Annotated in this window: 17 protein-coding genes; 6 read left to right on the forward strand and 11 right to left on the reverse strand. The window is 38.9% G+C overall.

Annotated features, from left to right (window positions below):
* Positions 1-8 precede the first annotated feature (8 nt).
* Positions 9-1,181, forward strand: coding sequence for an acetyl-CoA C-acyltransferase FadA (gene fadA, locus ACLCEG_RS13620; RefSeq protein WP_002157046.1), 1,173 nt, complete (start codon positions 9-11; stop codon positions 1,179-1,181).
* A gap of 46 nt (positions 1,182-1,227) precedes the next feature.
* On the opposite strand, the gene ACLCEG_RS13625 is transcribed toward fadA, so the two are convergent.
* Positions 1,228-1,719: a hypothetical protein gene (locus tag ACLCEG_RS13625; protein ID WP_410567905.1), complete on the reverse strand. Its 492-nt coding sequence runs from the start codon at positions 1,717-1,719 to the stop codon at positions 1,228-1,230.
* A 238-nt stretch (positions 1,720-1,957) separates the two neighbouring features.
* Positions 1,958-2,605 (reverse strand): RBBP9/YdeN family alpha/beta hydrolase, encoded by a 648-nt coding sequence (locus tag ACLCEG_RS13630; RefSeq protein WP_410567907.1) that lies wholly within the window; start codon positions 2,603-2,605, stop codon positions 1,958-1,960.
* A gap of 71 nt (positions 2,606-2,676) precedes the next feature.
* On the opposite strand from ACLCEG_RS13630, the gene ACLCEG_RS13635 reads away from it, so the two are divergent.
* Positions 2,677-3,042 carry a MerR family transcriptional regulator gene (locus tag ACLCEG_RS13635; protein WP_191107103.1) on the forward strand — a complete coding sequence of 122 codons (366 nt, stop codon included), beginning with the start codon at positions 2,677-2,679 and terminating at the stop codon, positions 3,040-3,042.
* Positions 3,043-3,063: 21 nt separating this feature from the next.
* On the opposite strand, the gene ACLCEG_RS13640 is transcribed toward ACLCEG_RS13635, so the two are convergent.
* Positions 3,064-3,822, reverse strand: coding sequence for a hypothetical protein (locus tag ACLCEG_RS13640; RefSeq protein ID WP_410567908.1), 759 nt, complete (start codon positions 3,820-3,822; stop codon positions 3,064-3,066).
* A gap of 177 nt (positions 3,823-3,999) precedes the next feature.
* Here ACLCEG_RS13640 and ACLCEG_RS13645 point away from each other — a divergent pair, with 177 nt between their 5' ends.
* The 3 genes from ACLCEG_RS13645 to ACLCEG_RS13655 all read left to right on the forward strand — a co-directional run bounded on the left by ACLCEG_RS13645 (position 4,000) and on the right by ACLCEG_RS13655 (position 7,226).
* Positions 4,000-4,710 (forward strand): DsbA family oxidoreductase, encoded by a 711-nt coding sequence (locus tag ACLCEG_RS13645; RefSeq protein WP_410567909.1) that lies wholly within the window; start codon positions 4,000-4,002, stop codon positions 4,708-4,710.
* 351 nt (positions 4,711-5,061) lie between these two features.
* The gene (locus tag ACLCEG_RS13650; protein ID WP_410567911.1) at positions 5,062-6,201 is read left to right on the forward strand and encodes a hypothetical protein; all 1,140 of its coding nucleotides are present in this window, start codon (positions 5,062-5,064) and stop codon (positions 6,199-6,201) included.
* A 122-nt stretch (positions 6,202-6,323) separates the two neighbouring features.
* The gene (locus ACLCEG_RS13655; RefSeq protein ID WP_410567913.1) at positions 6,324-7,226 is read left to right on the forward strand and encodes a selenocysteine synthase; all 903 of its coding nucleotides are present in this window, start codon (positions 6,324-6,326) and stop codon (positions 7,224-7,226) included.
* 83 nt (positions 7,227-7,309) lie between these two features.
* Here the strand turns inward: ACLCEG_RS13655 and htpG are convergent, their stop codons facing one another.
* From htpG to ACLCEG_RS13680, 5 genes are all read right to left on the reverse strand, one after another.
* Positions 7,310-9,229 carry a molecular chaperone HtpG gene (gene htpG / locus ACLCEG_RS13660; RefSeq protein WP_410567915.1) on the reverse strand — a complete coding sequence of 640 codons (1,920 nt, stop codon included), beginning with the start codon at positions 9,227-9,229 and terminating at the stop codon, positions 7,310-7,312.
* A 102-nt stretch (positions 9,230-9,331) separates the two neighbouring features.
* Positions 9,332-9,685 (reverse strand): lysozyme inhibitor LprI family protein, encoded by a 354-nt coding sequence (locus tag ACLCEG_RS13665; RefSeq protein ID WP_004699150.1) that lies wholly within the window; start codon positions 9,683-9,685, stop codon positions 9,332-9,334.
* Positions 9,686-9,866: 181 nt separating this feature from the next.
* Complete coding sequence (locus ACLCEG_RS13670; protein WP_191000806.1) at positions 9,867-10,457, reverse strand: OmpW/AlkL family protein; 591 nt, start codon at positions 10,455-10,457, stop codon at positions 9,867-9,869.
* Positions 10,458-10,786: 329 nt separating this feature from the next.
* Entirely contained in the window at positions 10,787-12,211 is a 1,425-nt protein-coding gene (locus ACLCEG_RS13675) for a Na+/H+ antiporter family protein (protein WP_004699154.1), read from the reverse strand.
* 101 nt (positions 12,212-12,312) lie between these two features.
* A complete protein-coding gene (locus tag ACLCEG_RS13680; RefSeq protein WP_081408178.1) occupies positions 12,313-13,194 on the reverse strand; it encodes an alpha/beta fold hydrolase in 882 nt (293 codons plus the stop codon).
* Positions 13,195-13,311: 117 nt separating this feature from the next.
* Here ACLCEG_RS13680 and ACLCEG_RS13685 point away from each other — a divergent pair, with 117 nt between their 5' ends.
* Entirely contained in the window at positions 13,312-13,797 is a 486-nt protein-coding gene (locus ACLCEG_RS13685) for a DUF4442 domain-containing protein (protein ID WP_077162854.1), read from the forward strand.
* Between the two features lie 39 nt (positions 13,798-13,836).
* Here the strand turns inward: ACLCEG_RS13685 and ACLCEG_RS13690 are convergent, their stop codons facing one another.
* The 3 genes from ACLCEG_RS13690 to rpoC all read right to left on the reverse strand — a co-directional run bounded on the left by ACLCEG_RS13690 (position 13,837) and on the right by rpoC (position 19,142).
* The gene (locus ACLCEG_RS13690) at positions 13,837-14,193 is read right to left on the reverse strand and encodes a hypothetical protein (RefSeq protein ID WP_025469071.1); all 357 of its coding nucleotides are present in this window, start codon (positions 14,191-14,193) and stop codon (positions 13,837-13,839) included.
* A gap of 211 nt (positions 14,194-14,404) precedes the next feature.
* Positions 14,405-14,770, reverse strand: coding sequence for a hypothetical protein (locus tag ACLCEG_RS13695; RefSeq protein ID WP_004699161.1), 366 nt, complete (start codon positions 14,768-14,770; stop codon positions 14,405-14,407).
* Between the two features lie 178 nt (positions 14,771-14,948).
* Positions 14,949-19,142, reverse strand: coding sequence for a DNA-directed RNA polymerase subunit beta' (rpoC, locus tag ACLCEG_RS13700; protein WP_004699163.1), 4,194 nt, complete (start codon positions 19,140-19,142; stop codon positions 14,949-14,951).
* Positions 19,143-19,210: the final 68 nt, after the last annotated feature.

The raw sequence follows: 19,210 nt of genomic DNA on the forward strand, positions 1-19,210 counted from the left end.
CGACGTGAATGGCTACTTTAAATCCACGTGACGTTGTGATTGTTGATGGCGTTCGTTCTGCCATGGGCAAATCTAAAAACGGTATGTTCCGTAATGTACGTGCCGACAGTTTATCTGCTGAACTTGTACGTGCGCTCGTTGCCCGTAATCAGTTTGATGTAAACGAAGTTGAAGACCTGATCTGGGGCTGTGTAAACCAGACTCTAGAACAAGGTATGAACATTGGCCGTAACATCGGTTTATTGGCTGACTTGCCTAAAACTGTTGCTGGTCAAACAGTGAACCGTCTTTGTGGTTCGTCTATGCAGGCAATCCATACAGCGGCAGCACAAATTGCGACTAACCAAGGTGATATTTTCATTATTGGTGGTGTAGAGCATATGGGCCACGTAGGTATGATGCACGGCATCGACCTTAACCCAGAAGCATCTAAACACTATGCAAAAGCATCTAACATGATGGGCTTAACTGCTGAAATGTTAGGTCGTATGAACGGCATTACTCGTGAAGAACAAGATGCGTTCGGTGTTGAATCTCACCGCCGTGCTTGGGCTGCAACTCAGGAAGGTCGTTTCAAAAATGAAATCGTTGGTGTTGAAGGCCACGATGCAAATGGTTTCAAAATCCTTTGCGACATCGACGAAGTGATTCGTCCAGATGCAAACCTTGAAGCATTCAAAGCATTAAAACCTGTATTTGACCCTAAAGGTGGTTCAGTAACAGCAGCAACTTCTTCTGCTCTTTCTGACGGTGCTTCTGCAATGTTGCTTATGTCTGCTGAACGTGCACAAGCATTAGGTTTAAAACCACGTGCTGTAATTCGCTCTATGGCAGTAGCAGGCTGTGACGCAGCAATCATGGGTTACGGTCCAGTTCCAGCGACTCAAAAAGCGCTTAAGCGTGCTGGCTTATCAATTGCTGATATTCAGACTGTTGAGTTAAATGAAGCATTTGCTGCACAAGGCTTGTCTGTTCTTAAGGGCTTAGGCCTTTATGACAAACAAGACATCGTGAACTTAAATGGTGGTGCAATTGCACTTGGTCACCCACTAGGCTGTTCAGGTGCTCGTATCACCACTACGTTGTTAAACGTAATGGAACAACAAGATACTCAAATCGGTCTTGCGACCATGTGTATCGGCCTTGGTCAAGGTATCGCAACGATTATCGAACGTGTTTAATTAACACCAAGATAAAAAATCCCCGCTCAATGCGGGGATTTTTATTTTACCGGCCTTTTAAACCATCTTGGATTTGTTGCTGTAATTTCAAAATATCATTTAAATTTACTTTCATCGTACCATCGCGATAAGCATCAACATTACTTCGGTTAATGTTCAACGGCTTTAACATTTCAAAAAGACCATTGGTTGGGTCAGAAGACTGAATCCCGCCCGCTACCGCTAGAATATATTCTCGTAAAAATGGAGAAAGTTGTGAGAGATCAGGCTGCGCCATAACGGGCTGATAATCTATGGTCGTCATCCCTTCTAGGACTAAAGCATTCTGTATATCGTTATGTATTTTATATTCATGGTGTTGTAGTGCTTGGCGTACCTTCTTATCTTCTTGAAACGGCACAAAGCCCACTTCATCACGTAGCTCAGATTCAGCCATAACGCGAATAGTGGGTAAAGTCGTTACTTCTTCTGCCTGAACAGTTGGTAAACCCATAAAAGCAAATGCAGCGATTAAAGCTGATTGTTTTAGAAAGTTCATAACTAGCTCCAAAAAATCAGTCATCCTATTTCAATCAAAAGATGAAGATTCAAATAAAGGTCTCTATAAATAGGCTACAACAAACTGCTTTTTGATTCAGTAAGGCTCAGATAAACGGTAAATATAATTAAAATTTTTAATGTAATAGTAAGGGACTTTCTTAATAAAAAACTGAATAGAAAAACCACCCTATAAATGAGTTATAACCATTTATAGGGTGAGATTTATCTTATAGATTTTATTTATTTTCTAACATTTCTTTTAAAGAGTCGACCAATTGAGGAAATGCCGTATAACCTTCCCGACCTAAAAAGTGCCCGCCATTAGGAACTGTAATGTACGGTGCATCAATATCCTTAGCCAATTGAATCGTTAAGTGTGGTGGAACCAAATCATCATTATCAGATAAATACACCAACTTTTTCTTTATGCCCTTAAAATAATTGGTGTCGACTTTGCTCTTTGTTATATAAGCTGTGAGAGGGGAAGAATCTGCAATTGGTCCAGAGAATCCGGATACTAAAATCATTCCTCCAATATTTTTATAATCATGTCTTTGCAAAAAGTGCAGTAAGGTAATGACACCCAAACTATGTGCCACAAAATAAGTATTTTCATTAACTTCTGGTATCTGTTCATCTAAAACCTTCTGCCAAGCATCTACATTGGGATGCTCAGAATCTGGAAATGGTATTAGGGTCACAGCCGTATGTTCATCTTCTATTTGATGTTTTAGGTCCAAGAACCAGTGATCATTTATAGAAGCTGAATAACCATGAAGTACAAATATTTGACGCATGTTCTTCTCCTGAAGTTCCAGTGTTTTGGCATTTGCAACAAATGACATCAATCCGAATAACACCAATAAAATGAGTTTTCTGATCATTGAACAAGTACCATTTTGAAAGATAAAAGCATGCTAAACTATGACACCACTGTTAAGGTCAAGCCTATTTTATGAACCTAGCTAAAGTCGCCGAACTTACAAAAGTTAGTCCGCGTATGCTGCGTTATTATGAAAGTTTAGGGCTGATACAACCGCATCGCGCAAGTAATAACTATCGCAGTTATACGCAAAAAGACATTGAAAATATTAAGAAAATTAAAATATTAAATGATGCTGGTATGACGTTAAAAGATATCCAAGTGTTATTACCGTGTTTTGATTTAGATGAAAGGGTATTTACGCTCTGCCCTATTGTTCAAGAAAAGCTACAAACAGAACTGATGCATGTATCTGAGCAGTTAAACAAACTACAAACTTCTCAAAGTTTATTACAATCTTTCTTGGTAAAAGGCAAAGCTGAGAGCATCAATACATAGTAGTTGATGCTCATGCTGTCATTATTCTTCTAGCTCATTTTCTAAAGCAGCCACGTTCTTTTTCTTAATACTTTCAATTTTTGCATTAAGCTTTAAAACATGCTGGTAAAGCTCGTTAAATTTTTTAACTTGGGCATTTTCATGAAAAAGAATCATATGATCTTTCTTTTGCCACGAATAATTTTTTAGAAGTTTAAACATTTCTTCTGCGTCATCTAAAATTTGTAGCTCAATCACAAAAATTGCATGATCCTGATCAGCCTTTTGCTGAGTTCCCAATTTCATTTCAAGAAGTTGTCTCGTATCTGCATCAACAGATAATTCCTGAATTTTAGCGAGAAAAGTCTTATGAATTGACTCATATTTAGATTGATATTTATCTGAAGCTTTTCGAACATCCGCCAACATCTTTTCTGTTTCGGCATATTTTTGCTTTTTATCAATATCCAAACGGTCAACATTTAAAAAAGTGTCCCACTTTGCAGCTTTTAGTTCTCTTAAATATTCATTGCGCGCATTGACGTTTTGAACCCAATAATTTAAAAGAAACTCAGAGACTTGCTTATAGTGTCCTGCAAGCCGTTTATCATGAATATCCAGTTGTACAGGTTTAGACCAATCTTGAGCCTGTTCATAAAGTTCACTCATTTTTTCACTCATCACCACATCGAACATTTCGCTACTGTCTTTAGCTTGTTGCTGTTGAATATGTTGATAGGAAAAAAAGACAATAGCTGCAATGACGACCAGACCTGCAATCGCAATCAAAATTCGGCGCATACGCACCTCCTATTTCCATTCTTATAGTTTTGCTCTTTATAGTTATAAAATAGAGCTCTTCGTTCTTTATATGTCATTTATTTCACAATACGCAACACTCTATTCGCTATTCAATGCTTTAAATCCTGATACATCACCCCTATTATGATGGGTAATTAAAATTTATGAGATTCTCCCATGCGTGTTGATGTCTGGTCTGATGTAGTTTGTCCTTTCTGTTACATCGGCAAAAAACGCCTTGAACATGTCGCGGCTGAAGCTGGTATTGAACTTGATATTCATTGGCATAGTTTCGAACTAGATCCAAATGCGCCAGCAACACATGACACTTCAAATACTGAGCGTTTAGCGAAAAAATATGGCCGTACCTATGAAGAGATGGAAGAAATGGAGCGCAACATTGCGGCCATGGCTGCCTCTGAAGGAATCGACTTCCAATGGCAAAAAGCCAACTCGGGCAATAGCTTTAACGCTCACCGCATTATTCACCTAGCCCAAAGTAAAGGCTTAGGTAACCAAGCAAAAGAAGCCTTTTTCCATGCTTATATGACTGAAGGTTTAGCGATTGGTGAACGTGAAGTGGTAGAAGAAATTGCTTCTCGTATTGGCCTTGATAATGCCGAAGTTGAATATGTACTCGATACGAATGAATTGGCTGATTTCGTTCGTCATGACGAAAAAATTGCGCACGAGCAACTCAACGTAACTGGCGTACCATTCTTTGTATTTGATCAAAGAGTTGCGCTTGCAGGTGCACAGCCTCGTGAAGTGTTTTTACAAGTGTTAGAACAAGCACAGCTCAAGGCAAATACTCAAGAAATCGAGCAAGAAGATGCGGCTGTTTGTAATGATGAAACATGTGATATTCCACAAAATAAACAGTCTTAACTGTAAAGTGTGAACAAATCGTATGTTTTATCACCGTTTTAGCAATAGAGCGTTCTAAAAAAAGAACTATTCAATTGTTTAAAATGCGTTTATGATTGCCACTTAGAATATTCGCGCTGTAATGTTCTGTTTTTTATGTGTTTAATGATCGGAATTTGAAGTTTCCCTGATCTAAAATCCCCCTAGTTTGGGGGATTTTTTTTGCTTAAAAATTCTCGCTACTAGCTTAAACTTTTTCATTTAATTCAAATATGTAAAAAAAGTTAAATTTACTTAACTTTTGTGTCGTCCTCTTGATTTTATTAGAAAAATCAACAAAAGTGACAATAACAACAAAACATAAAGATAGATATGAAAACATTTCACGTTATTACGTATCGGCAGCTTTTTGCACTTGTAACATTAGGATTTGGTTCAGTATGCATGGCTCATGCAGAAATAAATTCTTCGTCAACTCAGCAAGTAGAAAGTTTGCCATCTGGAGCTCAAACTCAAGAAAATAAAGATGAAAATCTTTTAGACCAAATCCCAAGGTGGATTGATGCAACTCCAACGATTTTTCCTGAGCAGTCCAATCACCCTATTGTTCCACCCATGGAACAAACTGAAGACCAAACTTGGTTTGATCGCAAGCAAAAGAAAATCCGCAATTGGGCCGATCATACATCTGAAAAAATTGACAACTGGTTTGGTGAAGTCGACCCTCAAAAACCAGCAACAGCAACGATCCGTGTGATGGTTGATAACTATTGGAATGAGTACGATAACTTTGAAATAAAGCCCAGAATTCGCGGTAAGATCAAGCTTCCTACACTAGAGAAACGTTTGAGCGTGGTATTTGGTGATGACTCATTAGATAATGAATTTAATAACAGTCCGGCCAATATCAACCAGAATCCAAATCAAGATTCAAACAAGAAAATTGATGCTAAACGCACACGAGATGACAATAGTTCAATCGCGTTACGATGGTCAAATTTCTCTAAAAAACTGCCGTTTGAAACAGATGCCGACTTGGGTATACGCTCTGGAGACGACGTAAATGTCCGTTTAAAAGCATCAAGAGATTGGCAATTACGTAATGATTTTAAATTTTATGCAGAAGAAATTTATCGATATGGTATTCATAGCGAAAATTATTTACGTACTAACCTAGAACTCACCCATGCTCGTCCAAATCAGCCAATATTATCCAATCAGTTCAGCTTAACGTATGCCGATGATCAAGACGATGATTTAACATGGGAGAACCGACTTTTCCGTGAACATAGTTTCTTTGCAAACAACCGTTTTAACTACGGTATTTATACCGGCGGTTATTACAATAGTAACGATTTACGTTTAAATAGTTGGGGACCATTTGTCTCATGGCGCCAACCTCTTTTACGTGAATGGTTCTTTGTACAAGGCGACGTCAATTACTTTAATGACCACCGTGAAGATCGTAATCATTTCGTGAGTACTTTCTTGCGTTTAGAAGCGCTGTTCTAATTGCTACGGACCACCTTGGAGGTTGCCTCCAAGGTGGTGAAAAATAAAATACTTTTAAATAAAAATTTAAGCTTTTTCCCTTACAATACTGAGCTAACTTTTGATTCCTGATTTTCAGAAAAATGAATCAATTCTCTTCTTTTTCATTTGAATATAAATCTAAAGCCTTACTTTGTATTTATAGTTTAGGTATGCTGGTTTTAATTCCTCATACGCAACTTTTCTCTAATTCTTTCAAGCATCCACGCTCTAAAAGACGATCTCTACATTCTTCTACGCTATTTATCAAAACTCCAAGATTCTCAGCATTTTCTGACCACTCACCCTGTGAAGCAGAAACAAATAATGATTCAGATGCCGCACTGATTCAGGACTTAATGGCCATATTTGGAAATGATACGTTATGGAATCGTGTAAGCCAGCATAAAGATCCTTATAAAACCTTGGGTAAGAAAAAGAAGAAAGCTTCAACCCCTCGTATTTCGGTTAGTAATCCACTTACCGCAAGCTGGGATACTATTTCAACATGGATACCTTTTGAAAATAATCTTGATTTAGGCTCAAACTCAGACAGTGATGTTTACGTCCAATTTCTTGCCAAGAAAAAATGGAATTTAAGACATAATATGAGCTTAGATACAGAGCAACTGTTCCGCTACGGCTCAACCAGCAGGAACTACACTGAAACAACACTGAACTTGACGCAAAAAATGCAGGACAATACCCTTTTTGCTAGTAAATTTAATATTAATAAAAGTGAAAATGAAGACTATAGTTGGGGTAATTGGACTTTTCAGCAATACGAATTTGTAAAAGATAATCGTCTCACTTACGGCGTTTATAGTGGTGGCGTATATGCTAAAAATGACATTCGAGTAAATAGCTGGGGGCCTTATATTTCATGGCGCCAACCTATATGGCGAGATTGGATTTTTATGCAAAATGATCTTAATTTTTTTAATCATATTGATGATGACCCTAAGCATCAACTTAGTGTCCAAATGAATTTAGAAGCTAATTTTTAACCAAAAACCATTAAGTTGTGGATAACTCTTTCTTTATCCACAAAAAAGCCCCTGACAATTCAGAGGCTTTTTTTATATCATAATTATTTCAACAACAAGCTATTAATACGCTTCACATAAGCTGCTGGGTCTTCTGGTAAACCACCTTCTGCAATCACAGCCTGATCAAAAATCACGTTTGCCAAATCATCAAACTGTTCTGAACCTTCAAGTTTTTTCACTAAAGGATGCTCAGGGTTAATTTCTAAAATTGGCTTGATTTCAGGAACAGCTTGACCTGCTTGTTTCAACATACGAATAAGTTGCGGTGATAACTCACCTTCACTTGTTACTAAACACGCTGGAGAGTCTACCAAACGGGTCGTTACACGTACTTCTTTAGTTTTAGCCTTCAACGAGTCACTTAATTTCTCAACCACAGGCTTAAATTGTTCAGCCGCTTGCTCAAGTGCCTTTTTCTCTTCTGCATCTTGTAAGTCACCTAAATCAACAGCGCCTTTAGATACATTCTTCAATGGCGTACCGTCAAACTCATGAACAAAGTTCATTGCCCACTCATCAACACGCTCTGCCATTAACAATACTTCAATGCCTTTTTTCTTAAACAACTCTAGCTGTGGAGAGTTTTTAGCAGCAGCTAAGCTGTCAGCAGTAACGTAATAAATGGCTTTTTGGCCTTCTTTCATGCGCGCTTTATAGTCTGCAAAAGAAGTTACCACTTCATCATTTGTTGAAGTTGCATAACGTAATAATTTTAAAATACGCTCGCGATTACCGAAGTCTTCACCCAAGCCTTCTTTAAGCACTGAACCAAACTCAGTGTAGAACGCTTTGAACTTTTCTTGGTCTTTTTCATCTTCTGATTTAGCCAAACCATCAAGTACTGTTAATACGCGGCGTGCATTACCTTCACGAATTGTTTTAACGTCACGGCTTTCTTGCAATAACTCACGGCTAACATTCAGCGGTAAATCTGCACTATCCACCACACCTTGTACAAAGCGTAAATAGTTTGGAATTAAGTTATCTGCATCATCCATAATGAAGACACGTTTTACATATAGCTTAATTCCCGCTTTTGCTTCACGTGTAAAAATGTCATGAGGTGCTTTACTTGGAATATAAAGTAACTGGGTATATTCCGTACTACCTTCTACACGGTTATGCGCCCAAGCCAGTGGCGCCACAAAGTCATGCGTTAAGTTTTTATAAAACTCAATATATTGCTCATCTGTCACTTCACTTTTGTTACGAGTCCATAAAGCACTTGCCGAGTTAATCGCTTCCCACTCGTCAGTTTTGACCATTTGGCCGCCTTTAGGCTCTTCACCCTCAGCGACTTCCTCTTCCTGCCAAACTTCTTTTTGCATTTCAATTGGCAAACTAATGTGGTCCGAGTATTTGTTAACGATCTGCTTAACTTTATAAGATTCTAAATAATCAAGCGCGTCATCACGCAAGTGAAGAATAATGTCAGTACCACGTGAAGCTTTATCAATTTGCTGAACTTCAAACTCGCCAGTACCACCACTAATCCAACGCACACCTTCAGATGCATCTGAGCCTGCACGACGTGATTCAACCGTAATTTTGTCTGCAACAATAAAACCTGAGTAAAAACCCACACCAAACTGACCAATCAGCTGAGCATCCGCTTTCTGATCGCCTGTCAATTTTGACATGAAATCTTTAGTACCAGATTTTGCAATGGTACCTAAGTTATCAATTGCTTCTTGTTGGCTTAAACCAATACCGTTATCAGAGATCGTTAAAGTTTTATCTTCTTTATTTAAGCTGATTCGTACATGTAAATCTGGATCATTTTCATAATATTCAGGATGATTGATTCCTTCAAAACGTAACTTATCACATGCATCAGATGCATTAGAGATCAGCTCACGCAAGAAAATTTCAGGGTTAGAATAGAGAGAATGCGTCACTAAATGTAAAAGCTGTGCTACTTCTGCTTGGAAACTATAATTTTGTGATGCTTGTTCACTCATAAATCACTCCTTAAATTTTGAAGTCTGTTTGTTCTCGAATGCTTTATGAATGGAGTATTTCTAGAATTTTTCAATCCTGAATATTAAAAAATTTTACTTTAATTAAAATGGGCCATGGCTTAACACTCTATCTTGCAGGATAGAATCCAACTGTTGTTGTCTCTGCTGATAAGCTTTGGAAATACAACTAACGTTGGCAGCGCAGGCATTTCTTTTTTTCAACCATTGTTGTTGAGTATCTTTTTGATTATCTCTGCCTCCCATCGGTAATGCATGTAAAACAATTTGATAGGTTGTTGCCATTTTCACATCTGCATCATTTAAAGAGCGGTTTTTACAAATACTCAGTTCTGTCTTAGTTTTTGCAGCATTACACGAAAAACTAGCAGCCTGTACATTATGGGCAAAAGCCATACCACTAAAAAGTGCTAGAGCTATGGCAAATTTTCTATTCATGAGATTATTCCTTTAAAGATATATAAAAAATAGTTTAAAAATAAAAGGTGAAAGAATATGTAGAAAACTGTCTGTTTTATGCTTTTTTTAGTGATGTTAAAAATAAAAAACCTCACATAAAATCTATGTGAGGTGCCTGAGTCTAGGTTTGTTATTATATTCTTTCTATTTATTATTATGCTTAAAATCTATAGCTATAACCTAAAGTATAAACAAATGGGTTAATATTTAAATCGAACTTATAATTAGCAATTGAAGGATCAATTGTTACTTCGGGGCTAATATCTGCATAACGAACATCTACAAATACTCCCCAGTTTTTCGCATCAGCAGGCTGAAAGTTAAAACCAACTTGCCCAGCTATACCAAAATCTTCTTTTACTTTCACAGCAACGCCTTGCTCATCCCAAGGAATGAATGCTGTCGCCCCTATACCAATATACGGTGTGAAACGAGTTGAGTTTTTAAAATGATATTTTGCAGTAATTGTTGGTGGTAATTGTTTAATACGAGCGGCATTCTTACCATCTAATAAAACATCATGATTGACGGGCGCTGCTAATAATAATTCAGCCGAAAAAGGAGATTCGCCAAAAAAGTATTCAACTGATGGTGTAAATGCATATTCATGATCAGCTTTTACTACGCCTAAAGGAGTTGTTGTATCGTCAGATGGAGCAATAACACTACCACCAAATTTTACTTGCCAATTACCAGCAAAAGTAAATGAAGACATCCCCATTAATGCAATAACCAACGCTTTCTTGAACACTTTAATATCTCCAACCTTATTTATATTTATAATAAACATTTATTTTAAATTGATGCAACACCTATTATAAAATTATTTTTATATTTATTTTTAAATAACTGTTTTAAATAAAATTATATATTAACCAACTATTTTAATTGGTTTTTATTCCAACCTTATTAATCAGAATTATTTTATATAACCAACCTTTTTAATATACTTTTAAATCCGAGCATTTTAATATAATTTATTTTGAATACATGTTTTATTTATTCCATAAAAAAAGCCTTCTTAATGATCACCTTTGGATAATTATTAAGAAGGCTTTAAATTTAATATATTATGAAAAATTATAAAATCATAGCTGCAATCCAGCCAAAAACGAGTAGAGGGATATTAAAATGAATAAATGTTGGAATAACAGTATCCCAAATATGGTCATGTTGCCCATCAACACCTAAACCAGCTGTAGGCCCTAGCGTTGAATCAGAAGCTGGAGAGCCTGCATCACCTAAAGCCGCAGCTGTACCTATCAGTGCAATCGTTGCTAATGGTGAAAAACCAAACTGTACGCATAAAGGAACGTAAATCACTGCCAAGACAGGAACACTAGAGAAAGATGAACCGATACCAATCGTGACAAACAAACCAATACAAAGCATTAAGAAAGCCGCAAGGGCACGATTATCACCAATAATTTCAACCACACCTTTTACCAGTTGATTAATATCACCCGTATGCGTCATGACTGATGCAAAACCCGCAGCAGAGATCATAATAAAGCCGACTAGAGCCATCATTCGCATACCTTGTACGAACACATCATCTGCATCTTGCCATTTAAAAATGCCTGCTGTAGACAAAATTGCGAAGCCCACTAGACCACCTAAAATCATTGAGCCAGAATAAAGCTGTGCAACTAAAGTGAGACCTATCGCCAGTAAAGCCATGAAAATTGTTTTTTTCGCAATGACAGGAGCTTGTTCTGCTTCATGTTTAAGTTCTTCTGCATCTGCTTTTAGATCTGCTGTTTCATCTTGTACTGTTGCACGTAGAGGTTTATCTAAATCAATTGTGGTTACAGGAGTAATAGCTCGATCAGCATAAATTCTTGGTTTACGGTAACTAATAAATACCGCAACTAAAGTACCTAACACCATACCTAAAACTGGAATTGCCATGCCAATTGGCATCATGCCTCGTTCTACATGTAAACCATAAGCAGCACCGATTTTGTTGATATTCCCCATCAAAATTTGTTCAAGGAAAATCGCACCAAAACCAACAGGTAGAAAAATATAGGTACCTACCAAGCCCAAAGTCAGAATACAAGCTGCTGCGCGACGGTCTAGTTTCAAGTGATTCATGACTCGTAATAATGGCGGTACGAGTACAGGAATAAATGCGATATGAACCGGAATCAGGTTTTGAGAGAAAATTGCAGAAATAAGTAGAATGCCTAAGAGTAAATATTTTACTTTGGTTTCACGGCTTTTCCCCGCTTCCATTCCTAATAAACCAATCAGCTTATGGGCAAGTAGGTCAGGTAAACCCGATTTAGAAAGAGCAAGTGCAAATGCACCTAATACGGCATAAGCGAGCGCAACTTCAGCACCATCACCAAGGCCTGCATTAAAAGCATCAACAGTTTGAGAAAGACTTAAACCCGAGACAAGACCACCAACAATGGCAGAAACCACTAATGTCAATACGACAGAAACACGTGCTAGTGAGAGTAAAAACATCACAGCAATCGCCACAACAACAGCATTCATCAACAAATTCAGAACAAAATAAAAGGCGATATTCTATCAGATTCGCATCTACGAAGCCGAAAATATCGCCAAATTAGCAGTTTTGTATATTAAACAATCACTTATTTGCTTTGTGATTGAATAAACTGACGAATATGAGCTGCTACTTTCTCAGCTTGACTTAAAATAGCCCAATGGTTTGCTTCAAGCTCAACATACTCAAAGTTTTCAACCCATTTTGGCATCGCTTCCGTAATATATTCAGGGCTCACAAAAGTATCGTATTTTAAAATAATTGCTTTAACTGGACACTGTGCATAACGCTGACGAGGTGCTGTTAAGCGAGGAATAAAATTAGCACGATATAAATTAATCCCGTATTTACCATCAGCAGAAATATTATTATTTAACGGTAAATTATCTTTTCGCTCTAAGTCTTTTAATATTTTACCCCACTTTTCTGGACTAAAAAGAGACCATACGGTTGGCGCGACAAATGGTAAATGGAAGGCACCGATATACCATGATTTTGTTAAAATTTTTAAGATCTTTGCAGGAGACGTTTTAAATTTATCTCTTAAGAACAACGCAGCGTGATCTAAACAAGGACCAGAAATGGTTGTGTAAGATAACAAGCGGCCTTTAAATTTAGGTTCAGTTGCAGACTCCCAAGACTGAATCGAACCCCAATCATGTGCAGCCATATGGAACTGTCGATTTGGCAGTACTTCATCGACCACTTCTTGTAAATCTAAAGATAAGCGCTCTAAACGATAATCGCGTATCCGTTTAGGAATAGATGACAAACCCGCTCCACGGACATCATAAGTAACGATATAAAAATCATTAATTAAATATTCAATGACCGATTCCCATACTTCCTGATTATCAGGATAACCATGTACTAAAACTAATGGAGTCTTTTTCTCATCGCCCCAAGCCTTGGCACATAGGGTTTGTTGATCAGTTGTTGTTACTGTATAAATCTTTGGCTGCATAATCATTTCCTATTTTGTTTTTCAATTGATCATGTCGTTAATCGGATAAAGCATTGCCATCAATATAAAAAAGATGATACTTATCTAGTATGACCAGTGTTGCAATAAAAAAAATTGACTATTATGGCTATTTTAAAAAAACTTCAGAACATTCCTTCTATCTCTAAATTCTTATTTAATTATTATCCTCCCTACCGTGGTGCAGGGATTCATATTGAAATCATGAATTTAGAACTTTGCCACGTTCGAGTAAAAATGCCCCTTAGCTGGAAAAACCAAAATTTAGTGGGAACACATTTTGGCGGTAGTCTTTATTCAATGGTAGACCCGTTCTATATGCTTATTCTTATGCACCATTTAGGACCAAAATATATTGTTTGGGATAAAGCAGCTGAAATTAACTTTTTATCACCTGGACGAAGTACCGTTTACGCTGACATTCGAGTCGACTTAGCAGAGATTGAGCAGATTCGAGAACTCGCCGAGAACTATGCGCCAGTTCTTAGAACATATCATCTCAATATTTTTGATGAATCTGGAGTAAGAATTGCTGAAGTACAAAAGACTCTTTACATCCGCCGCAAAAAAGCTAAAGCTTTCCACCAATAAAATAAGCGCTCAAAAGCGCTTATTTTATTTCAATAAATTCTATCTCTTCTCTTCATAGGCTGCGCCAGCACCACCACCGAGTGCACCACCAATTGCAGCGCCCGTATCACCACCAAAAATTGCTTTACCTACGACAGAGCCAATACCAGCACCAATTGCGCTGCTTGTTGTCGAACTTTTATTACTACCTTTAGCATTTGCCCCCACACCGGCGCCTGCTGCTGCACCAACACCCGCACCTAGACCACCACCTACATGGTTACCTACGCCACCACCCACAGCCCCGCCTAATGCAGCAGCACCAATACGCTGATCAGATGGGCTCATATTTTGACAGCCAGTAAACATAACCGCAGACAATACTAAAGTAGACACTAAACCAATTGTTTTCTTCATGACCATACTCACTCCATTGTGCTCTATTCCAAGCATAATCTTCTTTTATGGGGAATTTTATGAGTTTGTGTTAACACACTGTTGTGGACGATTGATATTTTGTAAAAGCCTTATAGAATCGATAATTAATTCATCTTAACGCGTATAAATTAAGCAAAAAAGAAGCCCTTAAAAACTTAAGAGCTTCTAATTTAGATACGATCAACGTAACTTAGTACTTCCCTTTTTTTTCCTCATAAGCAGCTCCAGCACTACCGCCAAGTGCACCACCAGCGGCAGCACCTGCCTCACCACCAATGACTGCTCCCCCTAAAAGTGCCCCTACACCTGCGCCAATTGCACTATTACGCGTAGTTTTACTATTGGAACCTTTTGCATTTGCAGCTACACCTGCACCTAATGCAGCTCCTAAGCCTGCGCCAAGGTTACCACCCAAGCTTTTACCCACTGCACCACCAGCACCACCACCAATCGCAGCAGAACCAATACGCTTACTTTCTGGACTTGCGTTTTGACAACCTACAAACAAAGTGCTCGACATTAAACCCACACCTGCAATCATCATCATTTTTTTCATTCGATTTACTCCAGTTTTCATAAGTAGGTAGCCTAATTTGCTTATGTGGAGTCTTTATCCCGCTTAAGTAATAAAATATTTGCTCTTTAATATTCTTATGTAATTACAACTTAAAATTGTTAAATAACTTTAAATAAAAAAGGCACCCTGAGGTGCCTTTTTTAATGCCAATCTAAACTTAGAATTGTTCTGAGTTTAATGCTTGGCTAAATGCTTGGTCTACTTCACTGAAGTCATTATGAAGTTCATGTTCTGCAGCTTCTGCTTCTTGACGGCGACGCTCTAAGTGGTACGCAAGACCAGTACCAGCTGGAATCAAGCGACCCACTACAACGTTTTCTTTCAAGCCACGTAAATCATCTTCTTTACCTGTTACAGCAGCTTCAGTTAACACACGAGTTGTTTCCTGGAACGATGCAGCAGAGATGAACGAGTCAGTAGAAAGCGATGCTTTCGTAATACCCATCAATTGACGTTCAAACTTAGCTGGGAACTTGTTCTGAGCCAATACAGCTTGGTTCTCTTGAACAACGCGGATGTAATCCACTTGCTCGCCTTTGATAAAGCTTGTATCGCCACCATCAGTGATATCAACTTTACGCAACATTTGACGTACGATAACTTCAATGTGCTTATCGTTGATTTTTACACCTTGGAGACGGTAAACGTCTTGAACTTCGTTCACGATGTAGTTTGTTAATGCAACTTCACCTTTCAAACGTAAGATGTCATGCGGGTTTTGTGGACCATCAGAAATAGTTTCACCACGGTTCACATGCTCGCCTTCAAACACGTTGATTTGACGCCATTTTGGAATCAACTCTTCGTAAATTTCAGAGCCGTCATCTGGTGTAATCACTAAACGGTTCTTACCTTTAGTCTCTTTACCAAAGCTTACGATACCAGACACTTCTGCCAAGATTGCATGCTCTTTAGGTTTACGCGCTTCGAACAAGTCAGCAACACGCGGAAGACCACCGGTAATATCACGAGTACGCGATGTTTCTTGTGGTACACGACCGATAACGTCACCCACACCAATTGTTTCGCCATCACGGACAGTTACAATTGTATTTTGTGGTAAGAAGTAGAACTGTTCAGTGCCATCAGTCATATCTAATACGATTGCTGGACGTAAATCTTTACCAGAAGCAGGACGTGCTGTTACAGGTAAGATTTCAACAGTTGTCATACCGGTTGCATCATCAGTTTTCGATGTTGCAGTTACACCATCAGCAATTTGGCTGAAACGTGCTTTACCAGCAACCTCTGTTACTAATGGATGTGTATGCGGATCCCAAGTTGCAACGATACCACCAGCCTCAACCATTTCACCATCTTTCAACAAGATGCTTGCACCGTAAGGAAGTTTATAACGTTCGCGCTCACGACCTAGCTCATCAGCAATACCAATTTCACCTGAACGTGAAACTGAAACTAAATGACCTTTCGCATGTTGTACAGTTTTCACGTTGTGGAAACGTACAGTACCTTTGTTACGTACTTGAACACTGTTTGCAGCAGAAGTTCGGCTCGCAGCACCACCAACGTGGAACGTACGCATCGTTAACTGTGTACCTGGCTCACCAATTGATTGCGCAGCCATTACACCTACTGATTCACCTGGGTTCACCAAGTGACCACGTGCAAGGTCACGACCATAACAACGAGCACATACACCGAATGTAGATTCACATGCGATTACTGAACGTACTTTAACTTCATCGACACCAGCTTCTTCAAGCTGAGCTGCGATTTTCTCGTCAATTAACGTACCGCGAGGTAATACAACTTCATCATCAGATGCACGACGTACATCTTCAGCAGTTACACGACCTAATACGCGGTCACGTAATGGCTCGATGACATCACCACCTTGAATGAATGGAGTCATCACCAAACCACCCGCTGTACCACAGTCAGGCTCGGTAATTACTAAATCTTGCGCTACGTCTACAAGACGACGAGTCAAGTAACCAGAGTTCGCAGTTTTTAATGCTGTATCGGCCAAACCTTTACGCGCACCGTGTGTAGAAATAAAGTACTGAAGTACTGTCAAACCTTCACGGAAGTTCGCTTTAATCGGTGTCTCAATAATCGAGCCATCCGGTTTTGCCATCAAACCACGCATACCAGCAAGCTGACGAATCTGTGCCGCACTACCACGGGCACCAGAGTCAGACATCATATAGATGCTGTTGAATGATTTTTGCTTCTCGTCTTCACCTTGTTTGTTTTTAACAACAGTGTAAGACAAGTTATCCATCATCGCTTTCGCAACTTGGTCGTTTGTACGCGCCCAGATATCGACAACTTTGTTATAACGCTCACCAGCAGTTACGAAACCTTGTTCGAACTGTTGTTCGATTTCACGAACTTCTGTTTCCGCTTTATCAATAATTGTGTGTTTTGTAGGTGGAATGAGCATGTCTTCCATACCTACAGATACACCTGAACGAGTCGCTTGACGGAAGCCCAAGTACATTAACTGGTCAGCGAAGATAACAGTATCTTTCAAACCAAGTTTACGGTAGCAAGAGTTGATTAACTTAGAGATGTTCTTTTTAGTCATCTCAAGGTTGATCATGTCAAAGCTTAAACCTTGTGGAACAACTTCCCAAAGCAAACAACGACCTGGTGTTGTATCAACGATAATCGTTTGGTGTTCACGTTCACCATTCTCATTGATAACAGTTTGATGCACACGCACTTTAACACGCGCATGAATCGCAACTTGACCAGTTGCAAGTGCACGGTTTACTTCGTGAGTATCAGCAAACACCATTCCTTCACCTTTGGCATTTACTGCATCACGAGTGATGTAGTAAAGACCCAAGACAACGTCCTGAGAAGGAACGATGATTGGCTCACCGTTTGCTGGTGACAAGATGTTGTTTGTTGACATCATCAATGCACGAGCTTCTAACTGTGCTTCAAGTGTCAATGGAACGTGTACCGCCATTTGGTCACCGTCGAAGTCGGCGTTAAACGCAGCACAAACGAGTGGGTGAAGACGGATTGCCTTACCTTCAATAAGAATAGGTTCAAATGCTTGAAGACCTAAACGGTGAAGTGTTGGTGCACGGTTCAACATCACTGGATGTTGACGAATTACAGATGCAAGAACGTCCCAAACTTCTGGAGTTTCACGCTCAACCATTTTCTTCGCAGCTTTAATGGTTGTTGCCTGACCTGAAGCTTGTAGTTTCGCGAAAATAAATGGTTTGAATAATTCAAGTGCCATTTTCTTCGGAAGACCACATTGGTGAAGACGTAAAGTAGGACCTACAGTAATTACCGAACGACCAGAATAGTCAACACGCTTACCTAACAAGTTCTGACGGAAACGACCTTGCTTACCTTTGATCATGTCTGCCAAAGATTTTAATGGACGTTTGTTAGAACCAGTGATTGCACGACCACGACGACCGTTATCAAGCAATGCATCTACAGACTCTTGTAACATACGTTTTTCGTTACGTACGATAATGTCTGGTGCTGCAAGGTCAAGAAGACGCTTCAAACGGTTGTTACGGTTAATCACACGACGATATAAATCGTTCAAGTCAGAAGTCGCGAAACGACCACCTTCAAGTGGAACTAATGGGCGTAAATCTGGTGGAAGCACCGGAAGTACATTCATTACCATCCATTCAGGCTTGTTGTTTGAATCCTTGAATGCTTCCATCAATTTCAAGCGTTTAGACGCTTTTTTCAACTTCGTTTCAGAAGTTGTTTGAGGAATTTCTTCACGTAAACGTGAGATTTCAGCTTCAAGATCGATGTCTTTCAACAAGTCTTGAACAGCTTCGGCACCCATTTTTGCAACAAATTCGTCACCGTGCTCTTCTAGAGCTGTAAAGTATTCTTCATCATTAAGAAGTTGATACTTTTCAAATGGCGTCATGCCAGGATCAGTAACAACGTATGATTCAAAATACAATACGCGTTCGATATCACGAAGAGTCATATCAAGTAATAAACCGATACGGCTTGGTAACGATTTTAAGAACCAGATATGCGCAACTGGTGAAGCAAGTTCGATGTGACCCATACGTTCACGACGAACTTTCGCTGTAGTTACTTCAACGCCACATTTTTCACAAATGACGCCTTTATATTTCATACGCTTGTATTTACCACACAAGCATTCGTAATCTTTTACTGGACCAAAGATTTTGGCACAGAATAAACCATCACGTTCTGGTTTGAACGTACGGTAGTTGATTGTCTCAGGTTTTTTAACTTCACCATGAGACCATGACTTAATCATTTCTGGTGACGCAAGACCAATACGGATACGGTCGAACTCAATTGGTGCATGACCATCTGAATCCGTTTTCTTACGCATGATATCGAGCAAGTCTTTCAATTTTTTTCTCCGTGTGTCGGGAAGCCTCGCTTACCCGACTGGGTCACAAATATTGTTTTTTCCTAAAA

It is taken from the genome of Acinetobacter sp. H1(2024) (assembly GCF_046557555.1).
GTDB classification, from domain to species: Bacteria; Pseudomonadota; Gammaproteobacteria; order Pseudomonadales; family Moraxellaceae; genus Acinetobacter; species Acinetobacter seifertii.

What these genes read in the sequence shown, in the direction of transcription:
- fadA (WP_002157046.1), top strand. Translation starts at nt 9, where the DNA reads ATGGCTACTTTAAATCCACGTGACGTTGTGATTGTTGATGGCGTTCGT.
- ACLCEG_RS13625 (WP_410567905.1), bottom strand. Translation starts at nt 1,719, where the DNA reads ATGAACTTTCTAAAACAATCAGCTTTAATCGCTGCATTTGCTTTTATG.
- ACLCEG_RS13630 (WP_410567907.1), bottom strand. Translation starts at nt 2,605, where the DNA reads ATGATCAGAAAACTCATTTTATTGGTGTTATTCGGATTGATGTCATTT.
- ACLCEG_RS13635 (WP_191107103.1), top strand. Translation starts at nt 2,677, where the DNA reads ATGAACCTAGCTAAAGTCGCCGAACTTACAAAAGTTAGTCCGCGTATG.
- ACLCEG_RS13640 (WP_410567908.1), bottom strand. Translation starts at nt 3,822, where the DNA reads ATGCGCCGAATTTTGATTGCGATTGCAGGTCTGGTCGTCATTGCAGCT.
- ACLCEG_RS13645 (WP_410567909.1), top strand. Translation starts at nt 4,000, where the DNA reads ATGCGTGTTGATGTCTGGTCTGATGTAGTTTGTCCTTTCTGTTACATC.
- ACLCEG_RS13650 (WP_410567911.1), top strand. Translation starts at nt 5,062, where the DNA reads ATGAAAACATTTCACGTTATTACGTATCGGCAGCTTTTTGCACTTGTA.
- ACLCEG_RS13655 (WP_410567913.1), top strand. Translation starts at nt 6,324, where the DNA reads ATGAATCAATTCTCTTCTTTTTCATTTGAATATAAATCTAAAGCCTTA.
- htpG (WP_410567915.1), bottom strand. Translation starts at nt 9,229, where the DNA reads ATGAGTGAACAAGCATCACAAAATTATAGTTTCCAAGCAGAAGTAGCA.
- ACLCEG_RS13665 (WP_004699150.1), bottom strand. Translation starts at nt 9,685, where the DNA reads ATGAATAGAAAATTTGCCATAGCTCTAGCACTTTTTAGTGGTATGGCT.
- ACLCEG_RS13675 (WP_004699154.1), bottom strand. Translation starts at nt 12,211, where the DNA reads ATGAATGCTGTTGTTGTGGCGATTGCTGTGATGTTTTTACTCTCACTA.
- ACLCEG_RS13680 (WP_081408178.1), bottom strand. Translation starts at nt 13,194, where the DNA reads ATGATTATGCAGCCAAAGATTTATACAGTAACAACAACTGATCAACAA.
- ACLCEG_RS13685 (WP_077162854.1), top strand. Translation starts at nt 13,312, where the DNA reads ATGGCTATTTTAAAAAAACTTCAGAACATTCCTTCTATCTCTAAATTC.
- ACLCEG_RS13690 (WP_025469071.1), bottom strand. Translation starts at nt 14,193, where the DNA reads ATGAAGAAAACAATTGGTTTAGTGTCTACTTTAGTATTGTCTGCGGTT.
- ACLCEG_RS13695 (WP_004699161.1), bottom strand. Translation starts at nt 14,770, where the DNA reads ATGAAAAAAATGATGATGATTGCAGGTGTGGGTTTAATGTCGAGCACT.